Origin of the sequence: Microbacterium sp. AB (genome assembly GCF_032878875.1) — a bacterium.
Lineage (GTDB): Bacteria > Actinomycetota > Actinomycetes > Actinomycetales > Microbacteriaceae > Microbacterium > Microbacterium betulae.
This window is the reverse complement of the sequence record NZ_CP118157.1, coordinates 1,873,313-1,896,067: the sequence shown is the minus strand read 5'-3', so window position 1 is coordinate 1,896,067 and position 22,755 is coordinate 1,873,313. Positions and strand designations below refer to the sequence as shown.

Sequence of the window (22,755 nt, the reverse complement as noted above, 5' to 3'; positions counted from 1 at the left end):
TTTAACCCCGTCCCGTGAGGCGGAGAAGGGAGCGGCGGATGAGCACGCGGACCGTGCTGCATGACGCTGACATCGCCCGGGCCCTGACCCGGATCGCCCACGAGATCCTCGAGGCGAACAAGGGGCCGGACGGCCTCGTCCTCCTCGGCATCCCGACCCGTGGCGTGACGCTCGCCCGCCGTCTGGGCGAGCTCATCGAGCGCTTCGGCGGCCGGCACGTGCCCGTCGGCTCCCTCGACGTCACGATGTACCGCGACGACCTCGCCAGGCACCCGACGCGGTCGCCGCGGCCCACAGAGATCCCCGACGACGGCATCGACGGCCGCACGGTCGTGCTCGTCGACGACGTGCTCTTCTCCGGGCGCAGCATCCGCGCCGCGCTCGACGCCCTGAACGACATCGGCCGGCCCGCGGCCGTGCGCCTCGCCATCCTCGTCGACCGCGGGCACCGGGAGCTCCCGATCCGCCCCGACTTCGTCGGGAAGAACCTGCCGTCCTCGCGAGCGGAGCGCGTCAACGTGCACCTCGCCGAGGTCGACGGCGACGAGCGCGTGTCGATCGAGGACGCCGGCTGATGCGCCATCTCCTCGACACCAAGACGCTCTCCCGCGACGACGCCGTCCGCATCCTCGACGTCGCGGAGGACATGGCGGGCACCCAGGAGCGGGAGGTCAAGAAGCTGCCGACCCTCCGCGGCAAGACCGTCGTGAACCTCTTCTTCGAGGACTCCACGCGCACGCGCATCTCGTTCGAGGCCGCCGCGAAGCGGCTCTCGGCGGACGTCATCAACTTCTCCGCCAAGGGATCGAGCGTCTCGAAGGGCGAGAGCCTGCAGGACACGGCCCAGACGCTGCAGGCGATGGGCGCGGACGCGGTGGTCATCCGGCACGGAGCGTCCGGCGCGCCGCGGACGCTCGCGACGAGCGGATGGATCTCGGCGGGCGTCGTCAACGCGGGCGACGGGACGCACGAGCATCCCACGCAGGCGCTCCTCGACGCGTTCACGATGCGGAAGCGCCGCCACGGCCACGGCAGCCGCGGCCGCGATCTCGAGGGATACCGCGTCGCGATCGTCGGCGACATCCTCCACTCCCGCGTCGCGCGCTCGAACGTGTGGTTGCTCCGCGCCCTCGGCGCCGAGGTGACGCTCGTCGCGCCGCCGACGCTGCTGCCGCAGGATCTGTCGCTGTGGCCCGTGACGGTGCGCTACGACCTCGACGAGGCCATCGCCGACGGGCCCGACGCGCTCATGATGCTGCGGATCCAGCTGGAGCGGATGAACGCCGCCTATTTCCCGTCGGAGCGGGAGTATTCCCGCCGCTGGGGCCTCGACCCCGAGCGTCTGGCGACGCTGCCGGAAGCTACGATTGTCATGCACCCCGGTCCCATGAACCGGGGACTGGAGATCTCCGCAGCAGCAGCCGACTCGCCCCGGGCCACCGTGCTCGAGCAGGTGAAGGCCGGCGTCTCGGTGCGGATGGCCGTGCTCTACCTGCTGCTCGCGGGCGAGCGGACGAGCGAGGAGGAGCGATGAGCGAGGTGCTTCTCATCCAGGGGGCCGCGATCGAGGGCGGCGAGGCGGCGGACATCCTCGTCGAGGACGGCCGCATCACCGAGGTCGGCACGGGCGTCAGCCGCGCCGGCGCGCGCGTCGTCGACGCCCACGGCCTCGTCGCCCTGCCGGGGCTCGTCGACCTGCACACGCACCTGCGCGAGCCGGGATACGAGGCGAGCGAGACCATCCTCACGGGGACGCGCGCGGCCGCGGCGGGCGGCTTCACGGCCGTCTTCGCCATGCCCAACACCTCTCCCGTGGCGGACGTCGCGGGCGTCGTCGAGCAGGAGCTCGCGCTCGGCGAGGCCGCGGGCTACGCCACCGTGCAGCCCATCGGCGCGGTCACCGTGGGGCAGAAGGGCGAGCGTCTCGCCGAGCTCGGCGCGATGGCGGGCTCCCGGGCCCGCGTGCGCGTCTTCAGCGACGACGGCTTCTGCGTGTTCGACCCGCTCATCATGCGCCGCGCGCTGGAGTACGTGAAGGCGTTCGACGGCGTCGTCGCCCAACACGCGCAGGACCCGCGCCTCACGGAGGGCGCGCAGATGAACGAGGGCGTCGTGTCGGCGGAGCTCGGCCTGGCCGGATGGCCGGCCGTCGCCGAGGAGTCGATCATCGCCCGCGACGTGCTGCTCGCCGAGCACGTCGGCTCGCGGCTTCACGTCTGCCATCTCTCGACCGCCGGCTCCGTCGACCTCATCCGGTGGGCGAAGCGCCGCGGCGTCGACGTGACGGCGGAGGTCACGCCGCATCACCTGCTCCTCACGGACGAGCTCGCCCACGGCTACGACGCGCGCTACAAGGTCAACCCGCCGCTGCGGACGGCCGAGGACGTGCTCGCCGTGCGCGAGGGACTCGCCGACGGGACGATCGACATCGTCGCGACGGATCACGCGCCGCATCCGGCCGAGAGCAAGACGTGCGAGTGGGCCGCCGCGGCCAACGGCATGGTCGGGCTCGAGAGCGCCCTGCGGGTCGTCCACGAGTCGATGGTGGCCACGGGCCTCCTCGACTGGGCGGATGTCGCACGCGTCCTCTCGAAGGCGCCCGCGCGCATCGGCCGGATCGACGGGCACGGCACGCCGCTCGAGGCCGGGCAGCCCGCCGAGATCACCCTCTACGACCCGCGGCCGGCCGGCGTGTTCTCCACAGACGACCTCCGAGGCCGCAGCGCGAACTCGCCGTACCTCGGCCGGGAGCTTCCTGGCCGTGTCGTGTGGACGATCCATCGCGGATACGCGACGCTCGCCGACGGCGTGCTCGCCGACCTGGAAGGAGCCCGCCCATGAGCCCGTACGTGCCGGGACTGCTCGTCATGATCGCGATCGCCGCGGCGATCCTCGCGGGGATGGTCTGGGGCTGGCGACGACGCGTCCGCCGCGACGCCGGGGTGGTCGCGCCCGTCCGCGCGACGGAGGGCGCCGCGACCGCGGCGTTCTCCGGCCTGTACGTCGCGACGACGCGCCACGGCGAGCCGCTCGAGCGGATCGCCGTGCGCCCGCTCGGCTTCCGCGCGAGGACGACCGTCACCGTCACGGACCGCGGCGTCGCGCTCGATCTCGTCGGCGAGCCCACCGTGTTCCTCCGCGTCGACGAGCTCGCCGGCGCCGGACGGGCCACCTGGACCATCGACCGCGCCGTGGAGCAGGACGGCCTCGTGCTGATCGCCTGGCACGCCGCGGACGGCACGGTCTGCGATTCCTACGTGCGCCTGCAGGGAGGCGACCCCGACGCCCTCGTCGAGGCGATCGAAGACCTGCGCGCCCCTTCCACCCCCACAGGAGCCACCCGATGACCTCTCTCCTCGACCGCGATCCCGCGGTCCTCGTCCTCGAAGACGGCACGCGCTTCAGCGGCCGCGCCTACGGCGCGCGCGGCACGACCATCGGCGAGGTGGTCTTCTCCACCGGCATGACCGGATACCAGGAGACGCTCACGGACCCGTCCTACGCGGGGCAGATCGTGCTGCAGACCGCGCCGCACATCGGCAACACCGGCGTGAACTCCGAGGACCCGGAGTCGCGACGCATCTGGGTCGCGGGGTACATCGTCCGCGACCCCAGCCGCGTCGTGTCCAACTGGCGTGCCGACGAGTCGCTCGAGACCGCCCTCGAGCGCGACGGCGTCGTCGGGATCAGCGGCATCGACACGCGCGCCGTCACCCGGCACATCCGATCGGCGGGCTCGATGCGGGGCGGCGTGTTCTCGGGGGAGGCCGCGGCCATCGAGCCGGCGGAGCAGCTGCGCATCGTGACCGCGGCGCCCGAGATGGCAGGCCGGAACCTCTCGGCGGACGTCTCGGTCGAGGTCGCCGCCGTCACCCCCGCCGTGGGAGAGAGGATCGGCAACCTCGCGGTCATCGACCTCGGCATCAAGCAGGCGACGGTCGAGAACCTCGCCCGTCGCGGCTTCGAGGTGCACGTGCTGCCGCAGAGCGTCTCCTTCGCGGAGCTCAAGGCCGTCGACCCCGTCGCGGTGTTCTACTCGAACGGGCCCGGCGACCCCGCGGCGAGCGACGACCACGTGGCGCTGCTGCAGGACACCCTGCGGGACGGCCTGCCCTTCTTCGGGATCTGCTTCGGCAACCAGCTGTTCGGCCGCGCGCTCGGGCTGGGCACCTACAAGCTGCCCTTCGGGCACCGCGGCATCAACCAGCCCGTCAAGGACAAGCTCACGGGGCGCGTCGAGATCACGGCGCACAACCACGGCTTCGCCGTCGACGCGCCGGTCGAGGGCTCCTTCGAGAGCCCCGCCGGCTTCGGCCGGGTCGAGGTGAGCCACGTCGATCTCAACGACGACGTCGTCGAGGGCCTGCGCGCGCTCGACATCCCCGCGTTCTCCGTGCAGTACCACCCCGAGGCCGCCGGGGGCCCGCACGACGCCAACTACCTCTTCGATCGCTTCCGCGACATGGTGATCGACACTCTCAGCAAGAAGGACGCGAATGCCTAAGCGCGACGACATCCACTCCGTCCTCGTCATCGGATCCGGCCCGATCGTCATCGGCCAGGCCTGCGAGTTCGACTACTCGGGCACCCAGGCCTGCCGCGTCCTGCGCGAGGAGGGCGTGCGCGTCATCCTCGTGAACTCGAACCCGGCCACGATCATGACCGATCCGGACTTCGCGGACGCGACGTACATCGAGCCGATCACCCCCGAGGTCATCGAGACGATCATCGCCAAGGAGCGGCCGGACGCGATCCTGCCGACGCTCGGCGGGCAGACGGCGCTCAACGCCGCCATGGCGCTGCACGAGCGCGGCATCCTGGAGAAGTACGACGTCGAGCTCATCGGCGCGAAGGTCGACGCCATCCGCAAGGGCGAGGACCGCCAGGTGTTCAAGGAGCTCGTGGTCGAGGCGGGCGCCGAGGTGGCGCGCAGCCGCATCGCGCACACGATGGACGAGGTCCTCGAGGCCGCCGAGGATCTCGGCTACCCGCTCGTCGTGCGCCCGTCGTTCACGATGGGCGGCCTGGGCTCCGGCTTCGCGTACGACGAGACGGACCTCCGCCGCATCGCGGGCGCGGGCCTGCACGAGTCGTCGACGACGGAGGTGCTCCTGGAGGAGTCGATCCTCGGCTGGAAGGAGTACGAGCTCGAGCTCATGCGCGACACCGCCGACAACACGGTGGTCGTCTGCTCCATCGAGAACGTCGACCCCGTCGGCGTGCACACGGGCGACTCGATCACCGTCGCCCCCGCGCTCACCCTCACCGACCGCGAGTACCAGCGCCTGCGCGACATCGGCATCGACATCATCCGCGCCGTCGGCGTGGACACGGGCGGCTGCAACATCCAGTTCGCGATCGACCCCGCGGACGGGCGCATCATCGTCATCGAGATGAACCCGCGCGTCTCGCGCTCGTCGGCTCTCGCGTCGAAGGCGACGGGCTTCCCGATCGCGAAGCTCGCCGCGAAACTCGCCCTCGGCTACCGTCTCGACGAGGTCCCGAACGACATCACGCGCGTCACGCCCGCGTCGTTCGAGCCCACGCTCGACTACGTCGTCGTCAAGGTCCCGCGCTTCGCGTTCGAGAAGTTCCCCGCCGCCGACCCGACGCTCACGACCACCATGAAGTCGGTCGGCGAGGCGATGGCGATCGGCCGCAACTACGCCACGGCGCTGCAGAAGGCCCTGCGCTCGGTCGAGAAGCGAGGTTCGAGCTTCCACTGGGGCGAGGAGACCCGCACGGTCGCGAGCCTGCTGGAGAGCATCGCCACGCCCACGGACGGCCGCATCGTCGACGTGCAGCAGGCGCTGCGTCTCGGGGCCACGGCGGAGCAGGTGTTCGAGGCGACCAAGATCGATCCGTGGTTCATCGACCAGATCGTCCTGATCAACGAGGTCGCCGACGCGATCGCGGGGGCTGCGGAGCTCGACGAGCGCGCCATCCGCCTCGCGAAGGACCACGGCTTCTCGGACGCCCAGATCGCCCAGCTGCGCGGCGTCGCGGAGACCGAGGTGCGCGGCGTCCGCCACGCCCTCGGCATCCGGCCGGTGTTCAAGACGGTCGACACGTGCGCCGGGGAGTTCCCCGCGGCCACGCCGTACCACTACTCGAGCTACGACCTCGAGACCGAGGTCACTCCGTCCGACCGCCGCAAGGTCGTCATCATCGGTTCGGGTCCCAACCGCATCGGGCAGGGCGTCGAGTTCGACTACTCGTGCGTGCACGCGTCGTTCGCGCTGTCGGACGCGGGCTTCGAGACCGTGATGGTCAACTGCAACCCCGAGACCGTCTCGACCGACTACGACACCTCCGACCGCCTGTACTTCGAGCCGCTCACGCTGGAGGACGTGCTCGAGGTGCTCCACGCGGAGGCGCAGTCGGGCGAGATCTTCGGCGTCGTCTGCCAGCTCGGCGGGCAGACGCCGCTGGGCCTCGCCAAGGGCATCGAGGACGCCGGGTACACGATCCTCGGCACGAGCCCCGCGGCGATCGACCTCGCGGAGGAGCGGGGCCTGTTCTCCGGCATCCTCGACAGGGCCGGCCTCCTCGCCCCGCGCAACGGCACCGCGATCGACGCCGACGGGGCCGTGGAGGTCGCGCAGGAGATCGGCTTCCCGGTCCTCGTGCGCCCGAGCTTCGTGCTCGGCGGACGCGGCATGGAGATCGTCTACGACACCGCGAGCCTGCGCGACTACTTCGTCCGCATCGCCGACCAGGCCATCATCGGCCCCGGTCAGCCCCTCCTCGTGGACCGCTTCCTCGACGATGCCGTGGAGATCGACGTCGACGCGCTCTACGACGGCCACGAGCTCTACGTGGGCGGCATCATGGAGCACCTGGAGGAGGCCGGCATCCACTCCGGCGACTCCAGCTGCACGCTGCCGCCCATGTCGCTCGGACGCAGCGAGATCGACCGCGTGCGCGAGGCGACGCTGGCCATCGCGCAGGGCGTCGGCGTGCGCGGCCTGCTGAACGTGCAGTTCGCGATCAGCGCCGGCGTCCTGTACGTGATCGAGGCCAACCCGCGGGCGAGCCGCACCGTGCCCTTCGTCTCGAAGGCGCTCGGCATCCCGCTCGCGAAGGCGGCCAGCCGCGTCATGGCCGGCACGACGATCGCCGATCTGAAGGCGGAGGGCCTGCTGCCGGTGGCCGACGGATCGCGCGTGCCCTTCGACGCCCCCGTCGCCGTGAAGGAGGCCGTGCTGCCCTTCAAGCGCTTCCGCACGAAGGACGGCGCCATCGTCGACTCCGTGCTCGGACCCGAGATGCGCTCGACGGGCGAGGTCATGGGCATCGACCGCGACTTCCCGACCGCGTTCGCGAAGAGCCAGGCCGCGGCCTACGGCGGCATCCCGCTCTCGGGCACCGTGTTCATCTCGGTCGCCGACAGCGACAAGCGCGACGTCATCCTGCCCGCGCACCGGCTGCGCCAGCTCGGCTTCGAGCTGCTCGCGACGGAGGGCACGGCGGAGATCCTGCGGCGCAACGGCATCGAGGTCGAGGTCGTGAACAAGTACAGCGCGACGCAGGCTTCCGGCGAGGAGAACATCGTCGACCTCATCAACGCCGGCCGCGTCGACATCGTCGTGAACACCCCGAGCGGGATGTCGGCGCGCGCGGACGGATACGAGATCCGCGCGGCCGCCGTCGGAGCGGACAAGGCGCTGTTCACGACCATCTCGGTGCTGGGCGCGGCGGTGAGCGCCATGGACACGATGGGCGGCGGCTTCCGTGTGCGCAGTCTTCAGGAGTTCGCGGCCGACCGGGCCGCGAGCCTGGCCGCGGCGACCGCGGGCGAGGCCGTGGTGAGCGCGTAGTGGCCGCCTTCGGAGAGCGGGTCCGATCCGTCGTCGGCGCACGCGGGCCGCTCTGCGTGGGCATCGACCCGCACCTCTCCCTCCTCGCGGAGTGGGGGCTGGCGGCGGACGCCGGCGGCGTGCGCGAGTTCGGCCTCCGCGTCGTCGAGGCGGCGACGGGTCGTGCGGGCTTCGTCAAGCCGCAGGCGTCGTTCTACGAGCGGTTCGGGTCCGCCGGCTTCGCGGCGCTGGAGGAGGTGCTCGCCGCGGCGCGCGCGGCGGGGCTGATCGTCATCGCCGACGCGAAGCGCGGGGACATCGGCTCGACCATGGACGCGTACGCGGCGGCCTGGCTCGCCCCGGGGTCGCCGCTCGAGGCGGACGCGCTCACGATGAGCCCGTACCTCGGCGTCGGCGCGCTGGAGGGCGCGCTGTCCCTCGCGGACGCGCACGGGAAGGGCGCGTTCGTCCTCGCGGCCACGAGCAACCCGGAGGCCGTCGGCGTGCAGCGCGCCGCGACGGAGCGCGGGACGGTCTCGGCGTCGATCGTGTCGGACGTCTCGGCCCGCAACGCGCGCGTCGCCGCCGACGGCGAGTGGGGGAGCACCGGGCTCGTCATCGGCGCGACGGTGGGATGGACGGACGCCGGGCTCGCGCCGTTCGCGCCGCCGGCTCCCATCCTCGCGCCCGGCTTCGGGTTCCAGGGCGCGCGCGGCGGCGACCTCGCGTCGGTCTTCGGGGACATGGCGCCGTGCGTCATCGCCTCCGAGAGCCGGAGCATCCTCGCGGCCGGTCCGGCCGACATCGCCGACGCCGTCGCGGAGGCCGCGCGGGCCTACCGGCGCGAGCGGGACGGAGGATCCGTTGACTGAGCACCCGGGCGTGCCCCGCCCCGCCCCGCCCGAGGTCGACCGCGCCGCCGCGTCGCGGAGGGCCGTCGAGGCGCGCCGTGCACGGGCGAGCCTCAAGCGGGACCTGTCGACGCGCGTCGTGACGCCGCAGGAGATCCTGCGCCGTGCGGACGCCGATCCGCACTCGCCGGCCGGGACCCTGCGCGTGCCGGAGTTCCTCACCGCCCTTCCCGCGATCGGGGAGGGGAAGCGCGACCGCATCCTGACGGAGCTCGCGATCTCGCCCGTCAAGCGCATCGGCGGCCTCGGCGGCCGGCAGCGCCAGGCGCTGGCCGCATGGCTGGACGACCGCATGCCGGAGCCGGAGGCGCGACCCGGCCGGAGCCGGCTCATCGTGCTCGCCGGTCCGACGGCGGTGGGCAAGGGCACGGTGGCGGCCCACATCAAGGAGCACCACCCCGAGCTGCTGCTGTCGGTCTCGGCGACGACGCGCCCGCCGCGCCCGGGCGAGGTGGACGGCGAGCACTACTTCTTCGTCGACGACGCGGAGTTCGACCGCCTCGTCGCCGACGGCGAGCTGCTCGAGCACGCCACGGTACACAACCGGCACCGTTACGGCACGCCGCGCGCCCCCATCGAGCGGGCGCTGGCCGACGGGAAGGCCGTCCTCCTCGAGATCGACCTGCAGGGCGCGCGCCAGGTGCGGGCGGCCGCCCCCTCCGCGACGCTCGTGTTCCTGCTGCCGCCGAGCTGGGACGAGCTGACCTCGCGCCTCGTCGGACGCGGGACGGAGGACGCCGAGGAGCGGGCCCGCCGGCTGCGCACGGCGAAGGTCGAGCTGGCCGCGCAGGGGGAGTTCGACTTCCGCGTCGTGAACGACAGCGTCGCCGATGCGGCGCGACAGGTCGTAGACTTGATCCAGGCATCCGGGCGCTGACACCACGGCGCGCCGTCCCGCCATGGATTCGCCGTGCGACATGCGTCGCCGAACAGGAGGACTGCAATGAGCAGCGAGCACAAGGGCATCATCGACCCGCCGATCGACGAGCTTCTCGACCGCGTCGACTCGAAGTACCAGCTTGTGATCTACGGCGCCAAGCGCGCCCGCCAGATCAACGACTACTACACCGATCTGCACGAGGGCAACCTCTTCGACAACGTCGGGCCGCTCGTCGACTCGTCGGTCGAGGACAAGCCGCTCACGATCGCGCTGCACGAGATCCACCAGGACAAGCTGCGCCTCCGTCCCGCGGAGTGATGAGCGCCGCCGAGTAGCAGAACGTCATACCGAGGGCCTCCGTCACCGAGTGTCGGAGGCCCTCGTCATACTGGAGGGCGCGGCGCGAACCGCACCGCGTCCGACCGATCGCCTGGAGCCGCCATGAGCCTGCGCCTGTTCACGTCCGAGTCGGTCACGGAGGGGCATCCCGACAAGATCTGCGACCAGATCTCCGACAGCATCCTCGACGGGCTGCTGCGCGTCGACCGCGAGAGCCGTGTCGCCGTGGAGACCCTCGTGACCACGGGTCTCGTGCACGTGGCGGGCGAGATGCGCACGGACGGGTACGTCGAGATCCCCGCGATCGTGCGCGGCGTCATCAACCGCATCGGGTACACCTCGAGCGAGATGGGCTTCGACGGCGACTCGTGCGGCGTGAGCGTCTCGGTGGGCGAGCAGTCCGGCGACATCGCGCACGGCGTCGACAGGGCGCTGGAGCAGCGCGAGGGCGACTCCGTCGACCGGTTCGACCTGCTGGGCGCCGGCGACCAGGGCATCATGTTCGGCTTCGCGACGAACGAGACGCCGCAGCTCATGCCGATGGCGGCGTGGACGGCGCACCGCCTCGCCGAGCGCCTCACCGCGGTACGCCGCAACGGCGAGCTCCCCTTCCTGCGCCCGGACGGCAAGACGCAGGTGACCCTGGGTTACGAGGGTTTCACGCCGAAGACCGTGGACGCCGTCGTGCTCTCGACGCAGCATCACCCCGGCACGACGCAGGAGGAGCTGCGTCAGGAGATCGAGCAGAGGGTCATCCGCCCCGTCCTCGATCAGACCGGCCTCGACCACACGGGGGTCAAGCTGTACATCAACCCCGCCGGTCCCTTCGTCACGGGCGGCCCGAAGGGCGACGCCGGCCTCACGGGCCGCAAGATCATCATCGACACCTACGGCGGCGCCGCCCGGCACGGCGGCGGCGCCTTCAGCGGGAAGGACCCGTCGAAGGTCGACCGCTCGGCCGCATATGCCATGCGCTGGGTCGCGAAGAACGCGGTGGCCGCGGGCCTCGCCGAGCGGCTCGAGGTGCAGGTGGCGTACGCGATCGGCAAGGCGAACCCCGTGGGCCTCTACGTGGAGTCGTTCGGCACGGGGTCCGTGTCCGACGAGACCATCACGCGCGCGATCTCCGAGGTCTTCGACCTGCGCCCGGGCGCGATCATCGAGGAGCTCGACCTGCTGCGCCCCATCTACGCCCAGACGGCGGCGTACGGGCACTTCGGCCGCGAGCTCCCCGACTTCACCTGGGAGCAGACCACGCGCGTCGAAGAGCTGCAGCGCGCCGCAGGCCTCTGACGGCAGGGGGCGCGTGATGCCGCGCCGTATCGCACGCGTGCTCCTGGAGTCGTCGCTGCCGCAGCTGGACCGGCTGTTCGACTATGCGATCCCCGACGAGCTGGTCGGCGACGCCCGGCCCGGCGTCCGGGTGAAGGTCCCGCTGCGCTCGGCGGGGAGGACGATCGAGGGATTCGTCGTCGAGACCGGCGACGAGGACGACGCCGACCGCGCCCTGTCCGAGATCGACCAGGTGGTCTCCGCGGCACGCGTGCTGCCGGAGCGTCTGTACCGGCTCGCGCGCACCGTCGCGGACAGGTCGGCGGGCTCCGCGAGCGACGTGCTGCGCCTGGCCATCCCCAAGCGGATGGTCAGGGCCGAGAAGGCGTGGCTCGCCTCCGACGGGGCGACGCCGCCCGTCGTGCTGTCGGAGGAACGGCGGACGGCCGACGACGTGCTCGCGGAGTTCCCCATGCTGCGCGATCGGCTCCTCGACGGCGCACGGATCGCCGTCGACGCGCCCCCGCGCCTCGTCGACGGACGGCCGGCGTGGGCGCGCCTGCTGGCCGCCGCCGCGGCGGCCGTGCTGGCGGAGGGGCGCTCGGCGATCGTGGCGGTCCCCGACCATCGCGACCTCGATCTGCTGCAGGAGCAGCTGCTGGCACTCGTCCCCGGGTCGGCGCTCGTACGGCACGACGCCGGCCAGTCGGGACCGGAACGCTACGCGGGGTTCCTCCGCACCCTCGACGATGCGCCGTGTGTCGTCATCGGCAACCGCTCGGCGGTGTACGCGCCCGTGCACGACACGGGCCTCGTCGCCCTCTGGGACGACGGCGACCCGCTGTTCGAGGAGCCGCTCGCGCCGTACGCGCATGCGCGCGACGTCGCCCTCGTGCGCCAGGCCGTCGACGGCTGCGCGCTGCTCTTCGCCGGCCACACGCGCACGAGCGACGTCGAGCGACTCGTGACGCTCGGGTTCGTGGCGGAGGCGGCCGCGCCGCGCCGGGCGGCGCCGCGCGTCGTGCTGAGCACGGCGCCGGAGCACGAGCAGGCCTCCGCGCGCATCCCGTCGGCCAGCTTCCGCGCCGTGCGCGAGGGGCTCGACCTCGGGCCCGTGCTCGTGCAGGTCGCACGCCCCGGCTATGCGCCGTCGCTCGTCTGCGCTGACTGCCGCACCCCGACGCGTTGCGCGCACTGCGGCGGGCCGCTGCACGCCCGCGCCCGCGGCGCGACGCCCGTGTGCGGATGGTGCGGGAGATCGGCGCACGCGTGGGCGTGCGCCGCCTGCGCGTCGACCCGGCTGCGCCTCGCCTCCTCCGGCAGCGAGAGGACGGCCGACGAGCTCGGCCGCGCGTTCCCCGGGGCGCGCGTCATCGTGGCGGACGGCGCCCATCCCGTCCGCGAGGTCGACGACCGCGCCGCGCTCGTGGTGGCGACGCGGGGCGCCGAGCCGATCGCGCCGTCCGGATACCGCGCCGTCCTCCTCCTCGACGGCGACCGCATGCTGCAGGCCCCCGACCTGCGCATCGGCGAGTCGTGCCTGCGCTGGTGGTCGAACGCGGCCGCGCTCGCGGCTCCCGGGGCTCCCGTGCATCTCGTCGGCGTGACGGGGCCGGTCGCCCGGGCCCTCGCGAGCTGGACGCAGCCGAACTACGCACGGACCGAGCTGGAGGAGCGGCTGCCGCTGCGCATGCCGCCGGCGGCACGCGTGGCACGCCTCGAGGGGGACTCCGCGGCGGTCGACCGCGCGCTGGAGACGCTCGCGGCGGACGTGCCGGGTCTCGGCGACGACGCCGTCCTCGGACCCGTGCCGATCGACCGCGACGGCTATCCGGGAGCACGCGCCCTCATCCGGTTCGACTACGGCCGCGGGCCGGCCGTGACGAGATCCCTGCGGGCGTCGGTCGTGGCGGCCGCCATGAGCGGCAGGGGCCGGGGGCGGGGGAAGGGCGCGCGCGGTCGCGGCACGTCCCGCAACACGCTCGCCGTGCGCGTCGACCTCGCCGATCCCGAGCTGTAGACGCCGGAGGCCGGACACGATGCAGGAGCGACGCCGAGGCTCCGCTCGGCGCGTCGCAGGATTCCGCGGGTCGGCTGTGCGCCCCTGGTCCATCCTTCCTGCGTTCCGTCGAGGCATAGACTCGAGGGGCTCACCCGCCGCGCCCGTGGTGACGCCCGCCGCCCCGTTCGAACGCCCGAGGTACCCCACGCATGACCGCATCCCCGTCGTTCCGTCTCGTCTTCGCGGGCACGCCCGAGGCCGCCGTGCCGTCGCTTCGCGCCCTGCACGCCGCGGGTCACGACATCGCGGCCGTCGTGACCCGGCCCGACGCGCCTCAGGGGCGCAAACGCGTGCTCACGCCCTCGCCCGTCGCGGTCGAGGCGGAGCGGCTCGGGCTCCCCGTGATCCGGGCGGCGCGGCTCGACGACGACGCGACCTCGGAGATCGTCGCGCTCGACGCGGACCTCGGCGTCGTCGTCGCCTACGGCGGCCTCGTGCGCGAGCCGCTCCTGTCGGCGCCGGCGCACGGGTGGATCAATCTGCACTTCTCGCTGCTGCCGCGATGGCGGGGAGCCGCGCCCGTGCAGCACGCGCTCATCGCGGGGGACGACGAGCTCGGCACCGCGGTGTTCCGCCTCGTCCGCGAGCTCGATGCCGGAGACGTCTACGCGCAGGCGCCCGTTCCGCTGCCCGACGACGCGACGGCGGGGGAGGCCCTCGCGGTCCTCGCCGACGCGGGCGCCGAGCAGCTCGCGGGCGTCGTCGCCGCGATCGCGGACGGCTCGGCGGTCGCCGTTCCGCAGTCGGGGGAGCCGACGCCCGCGCCGAAGCTCCGCCTCGAGGACGGCGCGCTGGACTGGACGCAGCCGGCCGGCCGCATCCTCGCGCGCTGGCGCGGCGTCACGCCCGAGCCGGGGGCGCACACGACCGTCGGCGGCGGGCGCGTCAAGGTGCTGAGGATGGAGCGGGCGCCGGGGGCTCCCGGGCTCGCGCCGGGGGAGACGGCGTCGTCGAAGCGGGGCGTCCTCGTCGGAACCCGCACGGACCCGCTCCTCGTGACGCGGGTGCAGCCGTCGGGCAGGGGCCCGATGGACGCGGCGGACTGGCTTCGCGGCGCACGCGACGCGGTGAGGTTCGGCGCATGACCGGCGCGCACCTCTCCCGAGCGCCGGAGATGTCCCGAGCGCCGGAGATTCCGCGAACACCGGACGGTATCCGCCGATTCGATCCGGCGTTCGCGGAATCTCCGGCGCCGGGGGCCGGACGGGTCGCGGGTGCGTCGGGCCGGCCGAACGGGACGGTCCGATGAACGGCCGGGAGAGGCGAGCGGACGTGCGCGTGCAGCTGCCGCGTCGGGTCGCCTTCGTCGTGCTGCGGGCCGTGTCCTCGTCCGACGCGTACGCCAATCTGCTCTTGCCGCGCGAGATCCGGCGGGCGGGGCTCGGCGCCGCCGACGCGGCCCTCGCGACGGAGCTCGCATACGGCACGCTGCGGCGCCGCGGAACCTACGACGCGATCATCCGGATGGCCGCAGATCGCGACGCGTCGGCGATCGACCCGCCCGTGCTGGACGCGCTGCGGCTCGCGGTGCACCAGATCCTCGCGACGCGCGTCGCGTCGCACGCGGCCGTGAACGAGTCGGTTCAGCTCGCGCGGGAGGAGGCCGGGTCGCAGGCGGCCGGCTTCGCGAACGCCGTGCTCCGCCGCGTGGCACGAGACACGCCGGGCGACTGGATGGCGCGCGTGGGGGAGACCGCGCGATCGGAGGACGAGCGGCTGGGACTCTCCAGCGCGCATCCCGTCTGGGTGATCCGGGCCTTCCGGCGCGCCCTGGCCGCCGAGGGGCGCGCCGAGGAGCTCGCCTCCCTCCTCGAGGCCGACAACGTCGCGCCGGGGGTGACGATGGCCGCCCTTCCGGGACTCGCGGCGCCCGAGGGGGAGAGCACGCCGCATTCGCCCGTCGGCTTCCGCCTCGGCGGCGGCGACCCGGAGCGGCTCGTCCGATCGTCCGAGGGGCGCGTCCGCGTGCAGGACGAGGGCTCGCAGCTCGTCGCGCTCGCCCTCACGCGGCTGTCGCCCGTCGCCCCCGGGGAGCGGTGGCTCGACCTCTGCGCAGGGCCCGGCGGGAAGACGGCGCTGCTCGCGGCCGAGGCGCTCGCCGGAGGCGCGCTGCTCGAGGCGAACGAGGTCGCCCCGGCGCGCGCCGGGCTCGTGCGCCGGGCGCTCGACGCCGTACCGCTCGACGTCGAGGTGCACGAGGAGGACGGCCGATCGCTCGCCGCCGACCGCGCGGGACGGTACGACCGCGTTCTCGTCGACGCGCCCTGCACGGGGCTCGGCGCACTGCGCCGCAGACCGGAGGCGCGGTGGCGCAAGCAGCCGTCCGACGTCGCAGACCTCGTGCCGGTGCAGGCGGCGCTGCTCGACGCCGCGATCACGGCGATCGCTCCGGGCGGCGTCGTGGCGTACGTGACGTGCTCGCCCCATCTCGCGGAGACCGCCGGGGTCGTGCGCGAGGTCCGCGAGCGCCGCGGCGACGAGGTGGAGGAGCTCGACGCGCGCGCGGCGCTGCAGGCCGTGTCGCTGACGCCGCTCGATCTGCCGGAGCCGTCCGACGGCTCCCTCCATGCGCAGCTGTGGCCGCACCGTCATGGGACGGACGCGATGTTCCTGGCGCTGCTGCGCAAGCGGGCCTGAGCCCCGTTCCGCGCCCGGCGGATCCGTCCCGGCGGCGAGAATCCACGCCGCCCGCGACGATCCGTCTGCCGCGTGCATTCTCGCGGGCCGGATGGACTCTCGGGGGCGGACCATAATGGAACGGATGACCCTTCCCGCCGCGCCCCGGATCAACCCGAGCATCCTCTCGGCCGACTTCGTGAACATGCAGGCCGATCTCGAGCGGATCGCGACGGCCGACTTCGTGCACGTCGACGTCATGGACAACCACTTCGTGCCGAACCTCACGTTCGGTCCGCAGATGGTCGAGCGCATCCAGCAGACGAGTCCGGTTCCGCTCGACGTGCACCTCATGATCACCGACGCCGACCGTTGGGCTCCCGGCTACGCGGAACTCGGCGCCGCGTCGGTGACCTTTCATCTCGAGGCGGCCGCGGAGCCGATCGCCCTCGCGCGGCGCCTGCGGGCGAGGGGCGCCAGGGCCGGCGTGGCCGTGAAGCCCGGCACGCCCGTCGAGGGGCTGTTCGAGCACCTGCACGAGTTCGACCAGATCCTCGTCATGACCGTCGAGCCGGGGTTCGGCGGCCAGTCGTTCATGGGCGACATGATGCCCAAGCTCCGCTCCCTCTCCGCCGAGGCGCGCACGCGTGGGGCGGATGTCTGGCTGCAGGTCGACGGAGGGATCTCCGCCTCGACGATCGGGCAGGCCGCGGAGGCCGGCGCCGACACCTTCGTGGCGGGGTCGGCCGTGTTCGGGGCGACGGATGTCGCGTCCTCCGTCGCCGATCTGCGCGCCCTCGCCGCAGAGCACGCCCACCGGACCCGGTAGCCTTGTCGGGTGAAGAAATTCGACGATCTGTTCGCCGAGCTGGCTGAGAAGGCCCAGAGCCGTCCGGAGGGCTCCGGGACGGTGGCGGAGCTGGACGCCGGCGTCCACTTCATCGGCAAGAAGATCGTGGAGGAGGCCGCCGAGGTCTGGATGGCCGCGGAGTACCAGTCCGACGCCGAGACGGCGGAGGAGGTCTCGCAGCTGCTGTACCACCTGCAGGTGCTGCTGATCGCGAAGGGCCTCACCCTCGAGGACGTCTACCGACATCTGTGAGCTGCGCGGCCATCCCCTCTCACACCTCGATCGAAAGCCCCCGAATGCTCCGCATCGCCGTTCCCAACAAGGGTTCGCTGTCCGAGACCGCCGCCGAGATGCTCACAGAGGCCGGCTACGCCGGACGCCGCGACTCCAAGTCGCTCCACCTCGTCGACGCGGCCAACGACGTCGAGTTCTTCTACCTCCGCCCGCGTGACATCGCGACGTACGTCTCGGCCGGCGCGCTCGACGTCGGCATCACGGGGCGCGATCTGCTGCTCGACGCGCGGATGTCCGCGCGCGAGATCGAGACGCTCGGCTTCGCGCGCTCGACGTTCCGCTTCGCCGCTCCTCCCGGGCGGTTCACGGGCGTCGCGGACCTCGACGGCGCCCGCGTCGCGACGTCGTATCCGGGCCTCGTCGACGCGTTCCTCGACCGCCGCGGCGTCGCCGCCGACCTCGTGCCGCTCGACGGCGCCGTCGAGTCGGCCGTCGAGCTCGGCGTGGCGGACGCGATCGCCGACGTCGTGGAGACCGGCACGACCCTGCGCCAGGCGGGCCTCGACGTCTTCGGCCCCGTGATCCTCGAGTCCGAGGCCGTGCTCATCCAGGGCCCGCAGGAACACCCGGGCATCGAGAAGCTCCTGCGTCGGCTCCGCGGCGTCATGGTCGCACGGCAGTACGTCATGCTCGACTACGACCTGCCGGCCGACCTCGTCGACCAGGCCGTGGCGATCGCCTCGGGCATCGAGTCGCCGACCGTCTCGCCGCTCCGCGACCCGGAGTGGGTGGCGGTGCGCGTCATGGTCCCGCGCAAGGGCGCGAACCGCGTCATGGACGACCTGTACGCGATCGGCGCCCGCGCCATCCTCGTCACCGCGATCCACAACGCGCGTCTCTGATGGGCGTCATCACCCGCGTCATCCCCTGCCTCGACGTGGCCGCGGGCCGCGTCGTGAAGGGCGTCAACTTCGCGAACCTGCGCGAGATGGGCGATCCCGTCGAGCTCGCGCGGCGGTACTTCGCCCAGGGGGCGGACGAGCTCACCTTCCTCGACGTGACGGCCACGGTGGACGAGCGGGCGACGATGTACGACGTCGTGCGGCGGACGGCCGAGCAGGTCTTCATCCCGTTGACGGTCGGAGGCGGCGTCCGCTCGGTCGACGACGTCGCCCGGCTCCAGGCCGTCGGCGCCGACAAGGTGGGCGTGAACTCCGCCGCGATCGCCCGGCCGGGTCTGCTCGGCGAGATCGCCGACCGCTACGGCGCGCAGGCGCTCGTGCTCTCCCTCGACGTGAAGCGCGCGGCGCGCACGCCCTCGGGCTTCGTCGTCACGACGCACGGCGGGAGGAAGGAGACCGACCTCGACGCCCTCGCATGGGCGCGCGAGGCCGTCGAGCGCGGCGCGGGGGAGCTCCTGGTGAACTCCATCGACGCCGACGGGACGAAGGAGGGCTTCGACCTCGAGCTCATCGGGCTCATGCGCGAGGCGGCGGACGTGCCCGTCATCGCCTCCGGAGGCGCGGGCGACGTGACGCACTTCGCCCCTGCGGTGCGCGCGGGCGCCGACGCCGTCCTCGCCGCGAGCGTGTTCCACTCCGGTCAGATCACGATCGGCGAGGTCAAGGACGCGCTCCGCGCCGACGGGATCGAGGCACGATGACGGACCGGCAGACCGACCTCGACGCGCGCATCTCCCGCGTGGCGTTCAACGCAGACGGCCTCGTGCCCGCGATCGTGCAGGAGCACGCGACGCACGAGGTGCTCATGCTCGCGTGGATGGACGCGGAGGCGCTGCGCCGCACCCTCACCACGGGGCGGGTGACGTACTGGTCGCGTTCGCGCGGCGTCTACTGGCGCAAGGGCGACACGTCCGGGAACATCCAGGTCGTCAAGGGGGCGCGGCTCGACTGCGACGGCGACGTCGTCCTGCTCGAGGTCGCGCAGACGGGCCCCGCCTGCCACACGGGGACGCGCACGTGCTTCGAGAGCGACCTGTCGCGAGACGACGTCGGCGACCGCGACCTGCATCCGGTGGTCGGATGAGCGACGCCGCCCGTTCCCGCGCCTCCGGCCCGATCGCGGCCCGCGGGCGGTCGTCGGCGGTGCTCGGCGCGCTCGCGGGCGCGTCCGTGGCGCTCATCGGCTCCACGCAGACGTGGCTGACGGCCACCGTCGCCGACGCGGCGCTTCCCGTCTCGGGGGCCGAGGCCGTCCCGGTGCTCCAGCCGCTCACGCTCGCGGCGCTCGCCCTCTCGCTCGTGCTCACCCTCGTCGGACGCGTCCTCCGCTACGTCCTCGGCGCGATCGCCGTGGCCGTCGGCGGCACGATCGCGTGGATCAGCGGCCGCCTCGCGGCCGACCCGACGCCGTCGGCGGCCGTCTCCGTCGTCACGGAGCACACCGGCATCGCGGGCGCCGACGCCGTCTCCGATCTCGTCACGGGCATCTCCCTCACGCCCTGGCCGGCGGTGTCGGTCGTCGCGGGTGCCGTCGTCGTGCTCGCGGGCGTCTGGACGCTCGCCACGGCGCACGCCTGGCGCCGGAGCGGGCGGCGCTACGAGAACGACGGCGGGGCGGCGGCGAGGGCGGCGGACGAGCCGCTCGACGCCGTCGACTCCTGGGACGGGCTGTCGCGCGGCGACGACCCGACCCGGTGACCGGCACCGGCGGCGAGAGCGGGCGCACCGCCCCGATAGACTGGAACGCGTTCCCAGCAGCACGGAGGATGACACGACATGACCAATCCGATCGACGATCCCGGACACGGACACTCGCCCGCCGCCTGGACGAGCGTGCTCATCATGCTGGTCGCGCTCTCGATCGCCGCGGTGGCCCTGTTCGTCTGGATCCCGTGGCTGCTCGTCGCGGCGTCCGTGCTCTTCGTCATCGGCCCCATCGCGGGATGGATCGTGTCGAAGGCCGGCTACGGCGTGCGCGGGACCAAGTACCAGACGAAGGCGCACTGATGTCGCTCCTGGCCGAGCTCACGGCCGGGGCGGTCGAGGACTCGGAGGGCCGCAGGGCCCTTCATCCGCTGGCCGAGGTGGAGCGCGTCGCCGCGGCCCAGGCGCCCGCCCGCGACGCCGCCTCCGCGCTGCGCCGCGGGACGAGCGTGCGGATCATCGCGGAGGTGAAGCGCGCGAGCCCGTCGCGCGGCGACCTCGCGGCCATCCCCGATCCGGCCTTCCAGGCGGGCCTCTACGAGGCGGGGGGCGCGTCGGCGATCTCCGTGCTCACCGAGCGGCGCCGCTTCAAGGGCAGCCTCGACGACCTCTCGGCCGTGAAGGCGGCGGTGTCCCTTCCCGTCCTGCGCAAGGACTTCGTCGCCACGCCCTATCAGGTGATCGAGGCGAGGGCGGCCGGCGCCGACATCGTGCTCCTCATCGTCGCGGCGCTCGAACAGCGCGTCCTCGAGGAGCTGTTCGCGCTGACGCTCGAGCTCGGCATGACGCCGCTCGTCGAGGCGCACACCGCGGAGGAGGTCGCCAGGGCGGCGGATCTCGGCGCGGGGCTCATCGGCGTGAACGCCCGTGACCTCACGACCTTCGAGCTCGACCGCGACCTGTTCGGACGTCTCGCCGACGGCATCCCCGACGACGCCGTCAAGATCGCGGAGTCGGCCGTGCTGCGGCCGAGCGACGTCGCGCACTACCGCAGCGCCGGGGCCGACGCCGTGCTCGTCGGCGAGGCGCTCGTCACAGGAGACCCGGTCGCGACGCTCGGGGCGTTCATCGCCGCCGGCGACGCGGTCGCAGGAGAGGAGCCCTCGTGAGCCTTCGCGAACAGCCGGGTCCGTTCTACGGCGACTTCGGCGGCAGATACATGCCGGAGTCCCTCATCGCCGCGATCGACGAGCTGTCGGCCGCGCACGAGCAGGCGATCGCCGACCCGGACTTCCGGGCGGAGCTCGACGGGCTGCTGAAGGACTACGCGGGACGGCCGTCGGCGCTCACCGAGGTGCCCCGCTTCGCCGCGCACGCCGGGGGAGCGCGCGTCTTCCTCAAGCGCGAGGACCTCAACCACACCGGCAGCCACAAGATCAACAACGTGCTCGGGCAGGCGCTCCTCACGCGCCGCCTGGGCAAGACGCGCGTGATCGCCGAGACGGGCGCGGGCCAGCACGGCGTCGCGACCGCGACGGCGGCCGCGCTGTTCGGGCTCGAGTGCCGCATCTACATGGGCGAGGTCGACACGCAGCGCCAGGCGCTCAACGTCGCCCGCATGCGTCTCCTGGGCGCAGAGGTCGTGTCCGTCACGACGGGATCGCGGACGCTCAAGGACGCGATCAACGAGGCGTACCGCGAGTGGGTCGCGAGCGTCGAGACGACGAACTACATCTTCGGCACGGCCGCGGGGCCGCACCCGTTCCCGGCGATGGTCCGCGACTTCCAGAAGATCATCTCGGAGGAGGCACGCCCGCAGCTCCTCGAGCGCACGGGGCGCCTGCCGGACGCCGTCGTCGCGTGCGTCGGCGGCGGATCGAACGCGATCGGCATGTTCGACGCGTTCATCGACGACCCGGAGGTGAGGCTCTACGGCGTCGAGGCGGCGGGGGACGGCGTCGACACCCCGCGGCACGCGGCGTCGATCGCTCGTGGACGGCCCGGCGTCCTCCACGGATCGCGCACCTACGTCCTGCAGGACGAGGACGGGCAGACGGTCGAGTCGCACTCGATCTCCGCCGGGCTCGACTATCCCGGGGTCGGTCCCGAGCACTCCTGGCTCGCCTCGATCGGGCGCGCGGAGTACATCCCGGCGACCGACGCGGAGGCGATGGAGGCGCTGCGTCTCCTCAGCCGCACGGAGGGGATCATCCCCGCGATCGAGTCGGCGCACGCCCTGGCCGGAGCCATCCGGATCGGCAAGGAGCTGGGGCCGGACGCGGTGATCGCGGTCTGCCTGTCGGGACGCGGCGACAAGGACGTGGACACCGCGGCGCGCTGGTTCGGGCTGTACGACGAGGGAGCGGACGCGTGAGCCGGATCGAGGACGCGCTCGCGCGTGCCGAGCGCGACGGCCGCGGCGCCTTCATCGGCTACCTCCCCGTGGGCTTCCCCGATCTGCGGACGAGCATCGACGCCGCCGTCGCGCTGGCGGAGAACGGCGTCGACGTGATCGAGCTCGGGCCTCCCTACAGCGACCCGGTCATGGACGGCCCCGTCATCCAGGAGGCCACGAACGCGGCTCTGGAGGCCGGGTTCCGCACGGCCGACCTCTTCACGGCCCTGCGGGAGATCACGCGGCGCACGGACGTCCCCGTCGTCGTCATGACGTACTGGAACCTCGTCGTCCAGCACGGCGTCGACCGCTACGCCGACGACGTGCTCGCGGCGGGCGGAGCGGGACTCATCACGCCCGACATCACGCCCGACGCGGCGGAGGAGTGGATCGCCGCGTCGCGCCGGACGGGACTGGACCGCGTCTTCCTCGCCGCGCCGACCTCGACGGACGAGCGGCTCGACCTGATCGTGGCGGAGTCGACGGGATTCGTGTACACGGTGTCGACGATGGGCATCACCGGCGAGCGGGCCGAGCTCGACGTCGCGGCGCGCGCTCTCGTCGAGCGTCTCCGCGCGCACGGCGCACGGCGCGCGTGCGTCGGGATCGGGGTCTCCACCCCCGACCAGATCGCGAGCATCCTCGAGTACGCGGACGGCGCGATCGTCGGCACGGCGCTCGTGCGCGCGCTCGGCGACGGCGGCGTCGAGGCGCTCGCGGCGAAGACCCGAGAGCTCGCGGCCGGCGCCGTGCGTCGCTGAGCGCCCTCCGTGAGGAATTAGACTCTCGAT

23 protein-coding genes are annotated in these 22,755 nt (G+C 73.1%); all 23 read left to right on the top strand.

The annotated features are described in order from the left end of the window. Positions 1-38 precede the first annotated feature (38 nt). The 23 genes from pyrR to trpA all read left to right on the top strand — a co-directional run bounded on the left by pyrR (position 39) and on the right by trpA (position 22,725). Positions 39-575, top strand: a complete 537-nt coding sequence (gene pyrR, locus N8K70_RS08940; protein WP_317138000.1) for a bifunctional pyr operon transcriptional regulator/uracil phosphoribosyltransferase PyrR — start codon at positions 39-41, stop codon at positions 573-575. Next, positions 575-1,534 (top strand): aspartate carbamoyltransferase catalytic subunit, encoded by a 960-nt coding sequence (locus N8K70_RS08935; RefSeq protein WP_317137999.1) that lies wholly within the window; start codon positions 575-577, stop codon positions 1,532-1,534. Before pyrR ends, N8K70_RS08935 begins: the two co-directional genes overlap by 1 nt. After that, a complete protein-coding gene (locus N8K70_RS08930) occupies positions 1,531-2,841 on the top strand; it encodes a dihydroorotase (protein ID WP_317137998.1) in 1,311 nt (436 codons plus the stop codon). The genes N8K70_RS08935 and N8K70_RS08930 overlap by 4 nt, the downstream gene beginning before the upstream one ends. After that, positions 2,838-3,347, top strand: a complete 510-nt coding sequence (locus N8K70_RS08925) for a PH-like domain-containing protein (protein ID WP_317137997.1) — start codon at positions 2,838-2,840, stop codon at positions 3,345-3,347. Before N8K70_RS08930 ends, N8K70_RS08925 begins: the two co-directional genes overlap by 4 nt. Continuing rightward, positions 3,344-4,504: a glutamine-hydrolyzing carbamoyl-phosphate synthase small subunit gene (gene carA, locus N8K70_RS08920; protein WP_317137996.1), complete on the top strand. Its 1,161-nt coding sequence runs from the start codon at positions 3,344-3,346 to the stop codon at positions 4,502-4,504. The genes N8K70_RS08925 and carA overlap by 4 nt, the downstream gene beginning before the upstream one ends. Next, positions 4,497-7,820: a carbamoyl-phosphate synthase large subunit gene (gene carB / locus N8K70_RS08915; RefSeq protein ID WP_317137995.1), complete on the top strand. Its 3,324-nt coding sequence runs from the start codon at positions 4,497-4,499 to the stop codon at positions 7,818-7,820. Before carA ends, carB begins: the two co-directional genes overlap by 8 nt. Next, complete coding sequence (gene pyrF, locus N8K70_RS08910; RefSeq protein ID WP_317137994.1) at positions 7,820-8,671, top strand: orotidine-5'-phosphate decarboxylase; 852 nt, start codon at positions 7,820-7,822, stop codon at positions 8,669-8,671. The genes carB and pyrF overlap by 1 nt, the downstream gene beginning before the upstream one ends. Then, the gene (gene gmk / locus N8K70_RS08905) at positions 8,664-9,587 is read left to right on the top strand and encodes a guanylate kinase (RefSeq protein WP_317137993.1); all 924 of its coding nucleotides are present in this window, start codon (positions 8,664-8,666) and stop codon (positions 9,585-9,587) included. The genes pyrF and gmk overlap by 8 nt, the downstream gene beginning before the upstream one ends. A gap of 66 nt (positions 9,588-9,653) precedes the next feature. After that, positions 9,654-9,908 carry a DNA-directed RNA polymerase subunit omega gene (rpoZ, locus tag N8K70_RS08900; protein ID WP_317137992.1) on the top strand — a complete coding sequence of 85 codons (255 nt, stop codon included), beginning with the start codon at positions 9,654-9,656 and terminating at the stop codon, positions 9,906-9,908. Between the two features lie 123 nt (positions 9,909-10,031). Further along, the gene (gene metK / locus N8K70_RS08895) at positions 10,032-11,222 is read left to right on the top strand and encodes a methionine adenosyltransferase (protein ID WP_317137991.1); all 1,191 of its coding nucleotides are present in this window, start codon (positions 10,032-10,034) and stop codon (positions 11,220-11,222) included. A 16-nt stretch (positions 11,223-11,238) separates the two neighbouring features. After that, positions 11,239-13,221 (top strand): primosomal protein N' family DNA-binding protein, encoded by a 1,983-nt coding sequence (locus N8K70_RS08890; protein WP_317137990.1) that lies wholly within the window; start codon positions 11,239-11,241, stop codon positions 13,219-13,221. Positions 13,222-13,412: 191 nt separating this feature from the next. Continuing rightward, entirely contained in the window at positions 13,413-14,348 is a 936-nt protein-coding gene (fmt, locus tag N8K70_RS08885) for a methionyl-tRNA formyltransferase (protein ID WP_317137989.1), read from the top strand. A 160-nt stretch (positions 14,349-14,508) separates the two neighbouring features. Continuing rightward, entirely contained in the window at positions 14,509-15,900 is a 1,392-nt protein-coding gene (locus N8K70_RS08880; protein WP_317137988.1) for an RsmB/NOP family class I SAM-dependent RNA methyltransferase, read from the top strand. A 124-nt stretch (positions 15,901-16,024) separates the two neighbouring features. Continuing rightward, positions 16,025-16,708, top strand: coding sequence for a ribulose-phosphate 3-epimerase (rpe, locus tag N8K70_RS08875; RefSeq protein WP_317137987.1), 684 nt, complete (start codon positions 16,025-16,027; stop codon positions 16,706-16,708). Positions 16,709-16,717: 9 nt separating this feature from the next. Then, entirely contained in the window at positions 16,718-16,981 is a 264-nt protein-coding gene (locus N8K70_RS08870; RefSeq protein ID WP_317137986.1) for a phosphoribosyl-ATP diphosphatase, read from the top strand. 44 nt (positions 16,982-17,025) lie between these two features. Beyond that, a complete protein-coding gene (gene hisG / locus N8K70_RS08865; protein ID WP_317137985.1) occupies positions 17,026-17,865 on the top strand; it encodes an ATP phosphoribosyltransferase in 840 nt (279 codons plus the stop codon). Further along, positions 17,865-18,626, top strand: a complete 762-nt coding sequence (hisF, locus tag N8K70_RS08860) for an imidazole glycerol phosphate synthase subunit HisF (RefSeq protein WP_317137984.1) — start codon at positions 17,865-17,867, stop codon at positions 18,624-18,626. Before hisG ends, hisF begins: the two co-directional genes overlap by 1 nt. Then, the gene (hisI, locus tag N8K70_RS08855) at positions 18,623-19,009 is read left to right on the top strand and encodes a phosphoribosyl-AMP cyclohydrolase (RefSeq protein ID WP_317137983.1); all 387 of its coding nucleotides are present in this window, start codon (positions 18,623-18,625) and stop codon (positions 19,007-19,009) included. The genes hisF and hisI overlap by 4 nt, the downstream gene beginning before the upstream one ends. Beyond that, complete coding sequence (locus N8K70_RS08850; protein WP_317137982.1) at positions 19,006-19,623, top strand: Trp biosynthesis-associated membrane protein; 618 nt, start codon at positions 19,006-19,008, stop codon at positions 19,621-19,623. Before hisI ends, N8K70_RS08850 begins: the two co-directional genes overlap by 4 nt. A 78-nt stretch (positions 19,624-19,701) precedes the next feature. After that, on the top strand, positions 19,702-19,932 hold the full coding sequence (locus N8K70_RS08845; RefSeq protein WP_317137981.1) for a DUF6704 family protein: 231 nt from the start codon (positions 19,702-19,704) through the stop codon (positions 19,930-19,932). After that, complete coding sequence (gene trpC, locus N8K70_RS08840; protein WP_317137980.1) at positions 19,932-20,738, top strand: indole-3-glycerol phosphate synthase TrpC; 807 nt, start codon at positions 19,932-19,934, stop codon at positions 20,736-20,738. Before N8K70_RS08845 ends, trpC begins: the two co-directional genes overlap by 1 nt. Beyond that, entirely contained in the window at positions 20,735-21,943 is a 1,209-nt protein-coding gene (gene trpB / locus N8K70_RS08835) for a tryptophan synthase subunit beta (RefSeq protein WP_317137979.1), read from the top strand. The genes trpC and trpB overlap by 4 nt, the downstream gene beginning before the upstream one ends. Continuing rightward, complete coding sequence (gene trpA, locus N8K70_RS08830) at positions 21,940-22,725, top strand: tryptophan synthase subunit alpha (protein WP_317137978.1); 786 nt, start codon at positions 21,940-21,942, stop codon at positions 22,723-22,725. Before trpB ends, trpA begins: the two co-directional genes overlap by 4 nt. Positions 22,726-22,755 lie beyond the last annotated feature (30 nt).

Bases quoted from the DNA above. Each gene is read 5' to 3' on its own strand.
- pyrR (WP_317138000.1), top strand. From the start codon at position 39: ATGAGCACGCGGACCGTGCTGCATGACGCTGACATCGCCCGGGCCCTG.
- N8K70_RS08935 (WP_317137999.1), top strand. From the start codon at position 575: ATGCGCCATCTCCTCGACACCAAGACGCTCTCCCGCGACGACGCCGTC.
- N8K70_RS08930 (WP_317137998.1), top strand. From the start codon at position 1,531: ATGAGCGAGGTGCTTCTCATCCAGGGGGCCGCGATCGAGGGCGGCGAG.
- N8K70_RS08925 (WP_317137997.1), top strand. From the start codon at position 2,838: ATGAGCCCGTACGTGCCGGGACTGCTCGTCATGATCGCGATCGCCGCG.
- carA (WP_317137996.1), top strand. From the start codon at position 3,344: ATGACCTCTCTCCTCGACCGCGATCCCGCGGTCCTCGTCCTCGAAGAC.
- carB (WP_317137995.1), top strand. From the start codon at position 4,497: ATGCCTAAGCGCGACGACATCCACTCCGTCCTCGTCATCGGATCCGGC.
- rpoZ (WP_317137992.1), top strand. From the start codon at position 9,654: ATGAGCAGCGAGCACAAGGGCATCATCGACCCGCCGATCGACGAGCTT.
- metK (WP_317137991.1), top strand. From the start codon at position 10,032: ATGAGCCTGCGCCTGTTCACGTCCGAGTCGGTCACGGAGGGGCATCCC.
- N8K70_RS08890 (WP_317137990.1), top strand. From the start codon at position 11,239: ATGCCGCGCCGTATCGCACGCGTGCTCCTGGAGTCGTCGCTGCCGCAG.
- fmt (WP_317137989.1), top strand. From the start codon at position 13,413: ATGACCGCATCCCCGTCGTTCCGTCTCGTCTTCGCGGGCACGCCCGAG.
- N8K70_RS08880 (WP_317137988.1), top strand. From the start codon at position 14,509: ATGAACGGCCGGGAGAGGCGAGCGGACGTGCGCGTGCAGCTGCCGCGT.
- rpe (WP_317137987.1), top strand. From the start codon at position 16,025: ATGACCCTTCCCGCCGCGCCCCGGATCAACCCGAGCATCCTCTCGGCC.
- hisG (WP_317137985.1), top strand. From the start codon at position 17,026: ATGCTCCGCATCGCCGTTCCCAACAAGGGTTCGCTGTCCGAGACCGCC.
- hisF (WP_317137984.1), top strand. From the start codon at position 17,865: ATGGGCGTCATCACCCGCGTCATCCCCTGCCTCGACGTGGCCGCGGGC.
- hisI (WP_317137983.1), top strand. From the start codon at position 18,623: ATGACGGACCGGCAGACCGACCTCGACGCGCGCATCTCCCGCGTGGCG.
- N8K70_RS08850 (WP_317137982.1), top strand. From the start codon at position 19,006: ATGAGCGACGCCGCCCGTTCCCGCGCCTCCGGCCCGATCGCGGCCCGC.
- N8K70_RS08845 (WP_317137981.1), top strand. From the start codon at position 19,702: ATGACCAATCCGATCGACGATCCCGGACACGGACACTCGCCCGCCGCC.
- trpC (WP_317137980.1), top strand. From the start codon at position 19,932: ATGTCGCTCCTGGCCGAGCTCACGGCCGGGGCGGTCGAGGACTCGGAG.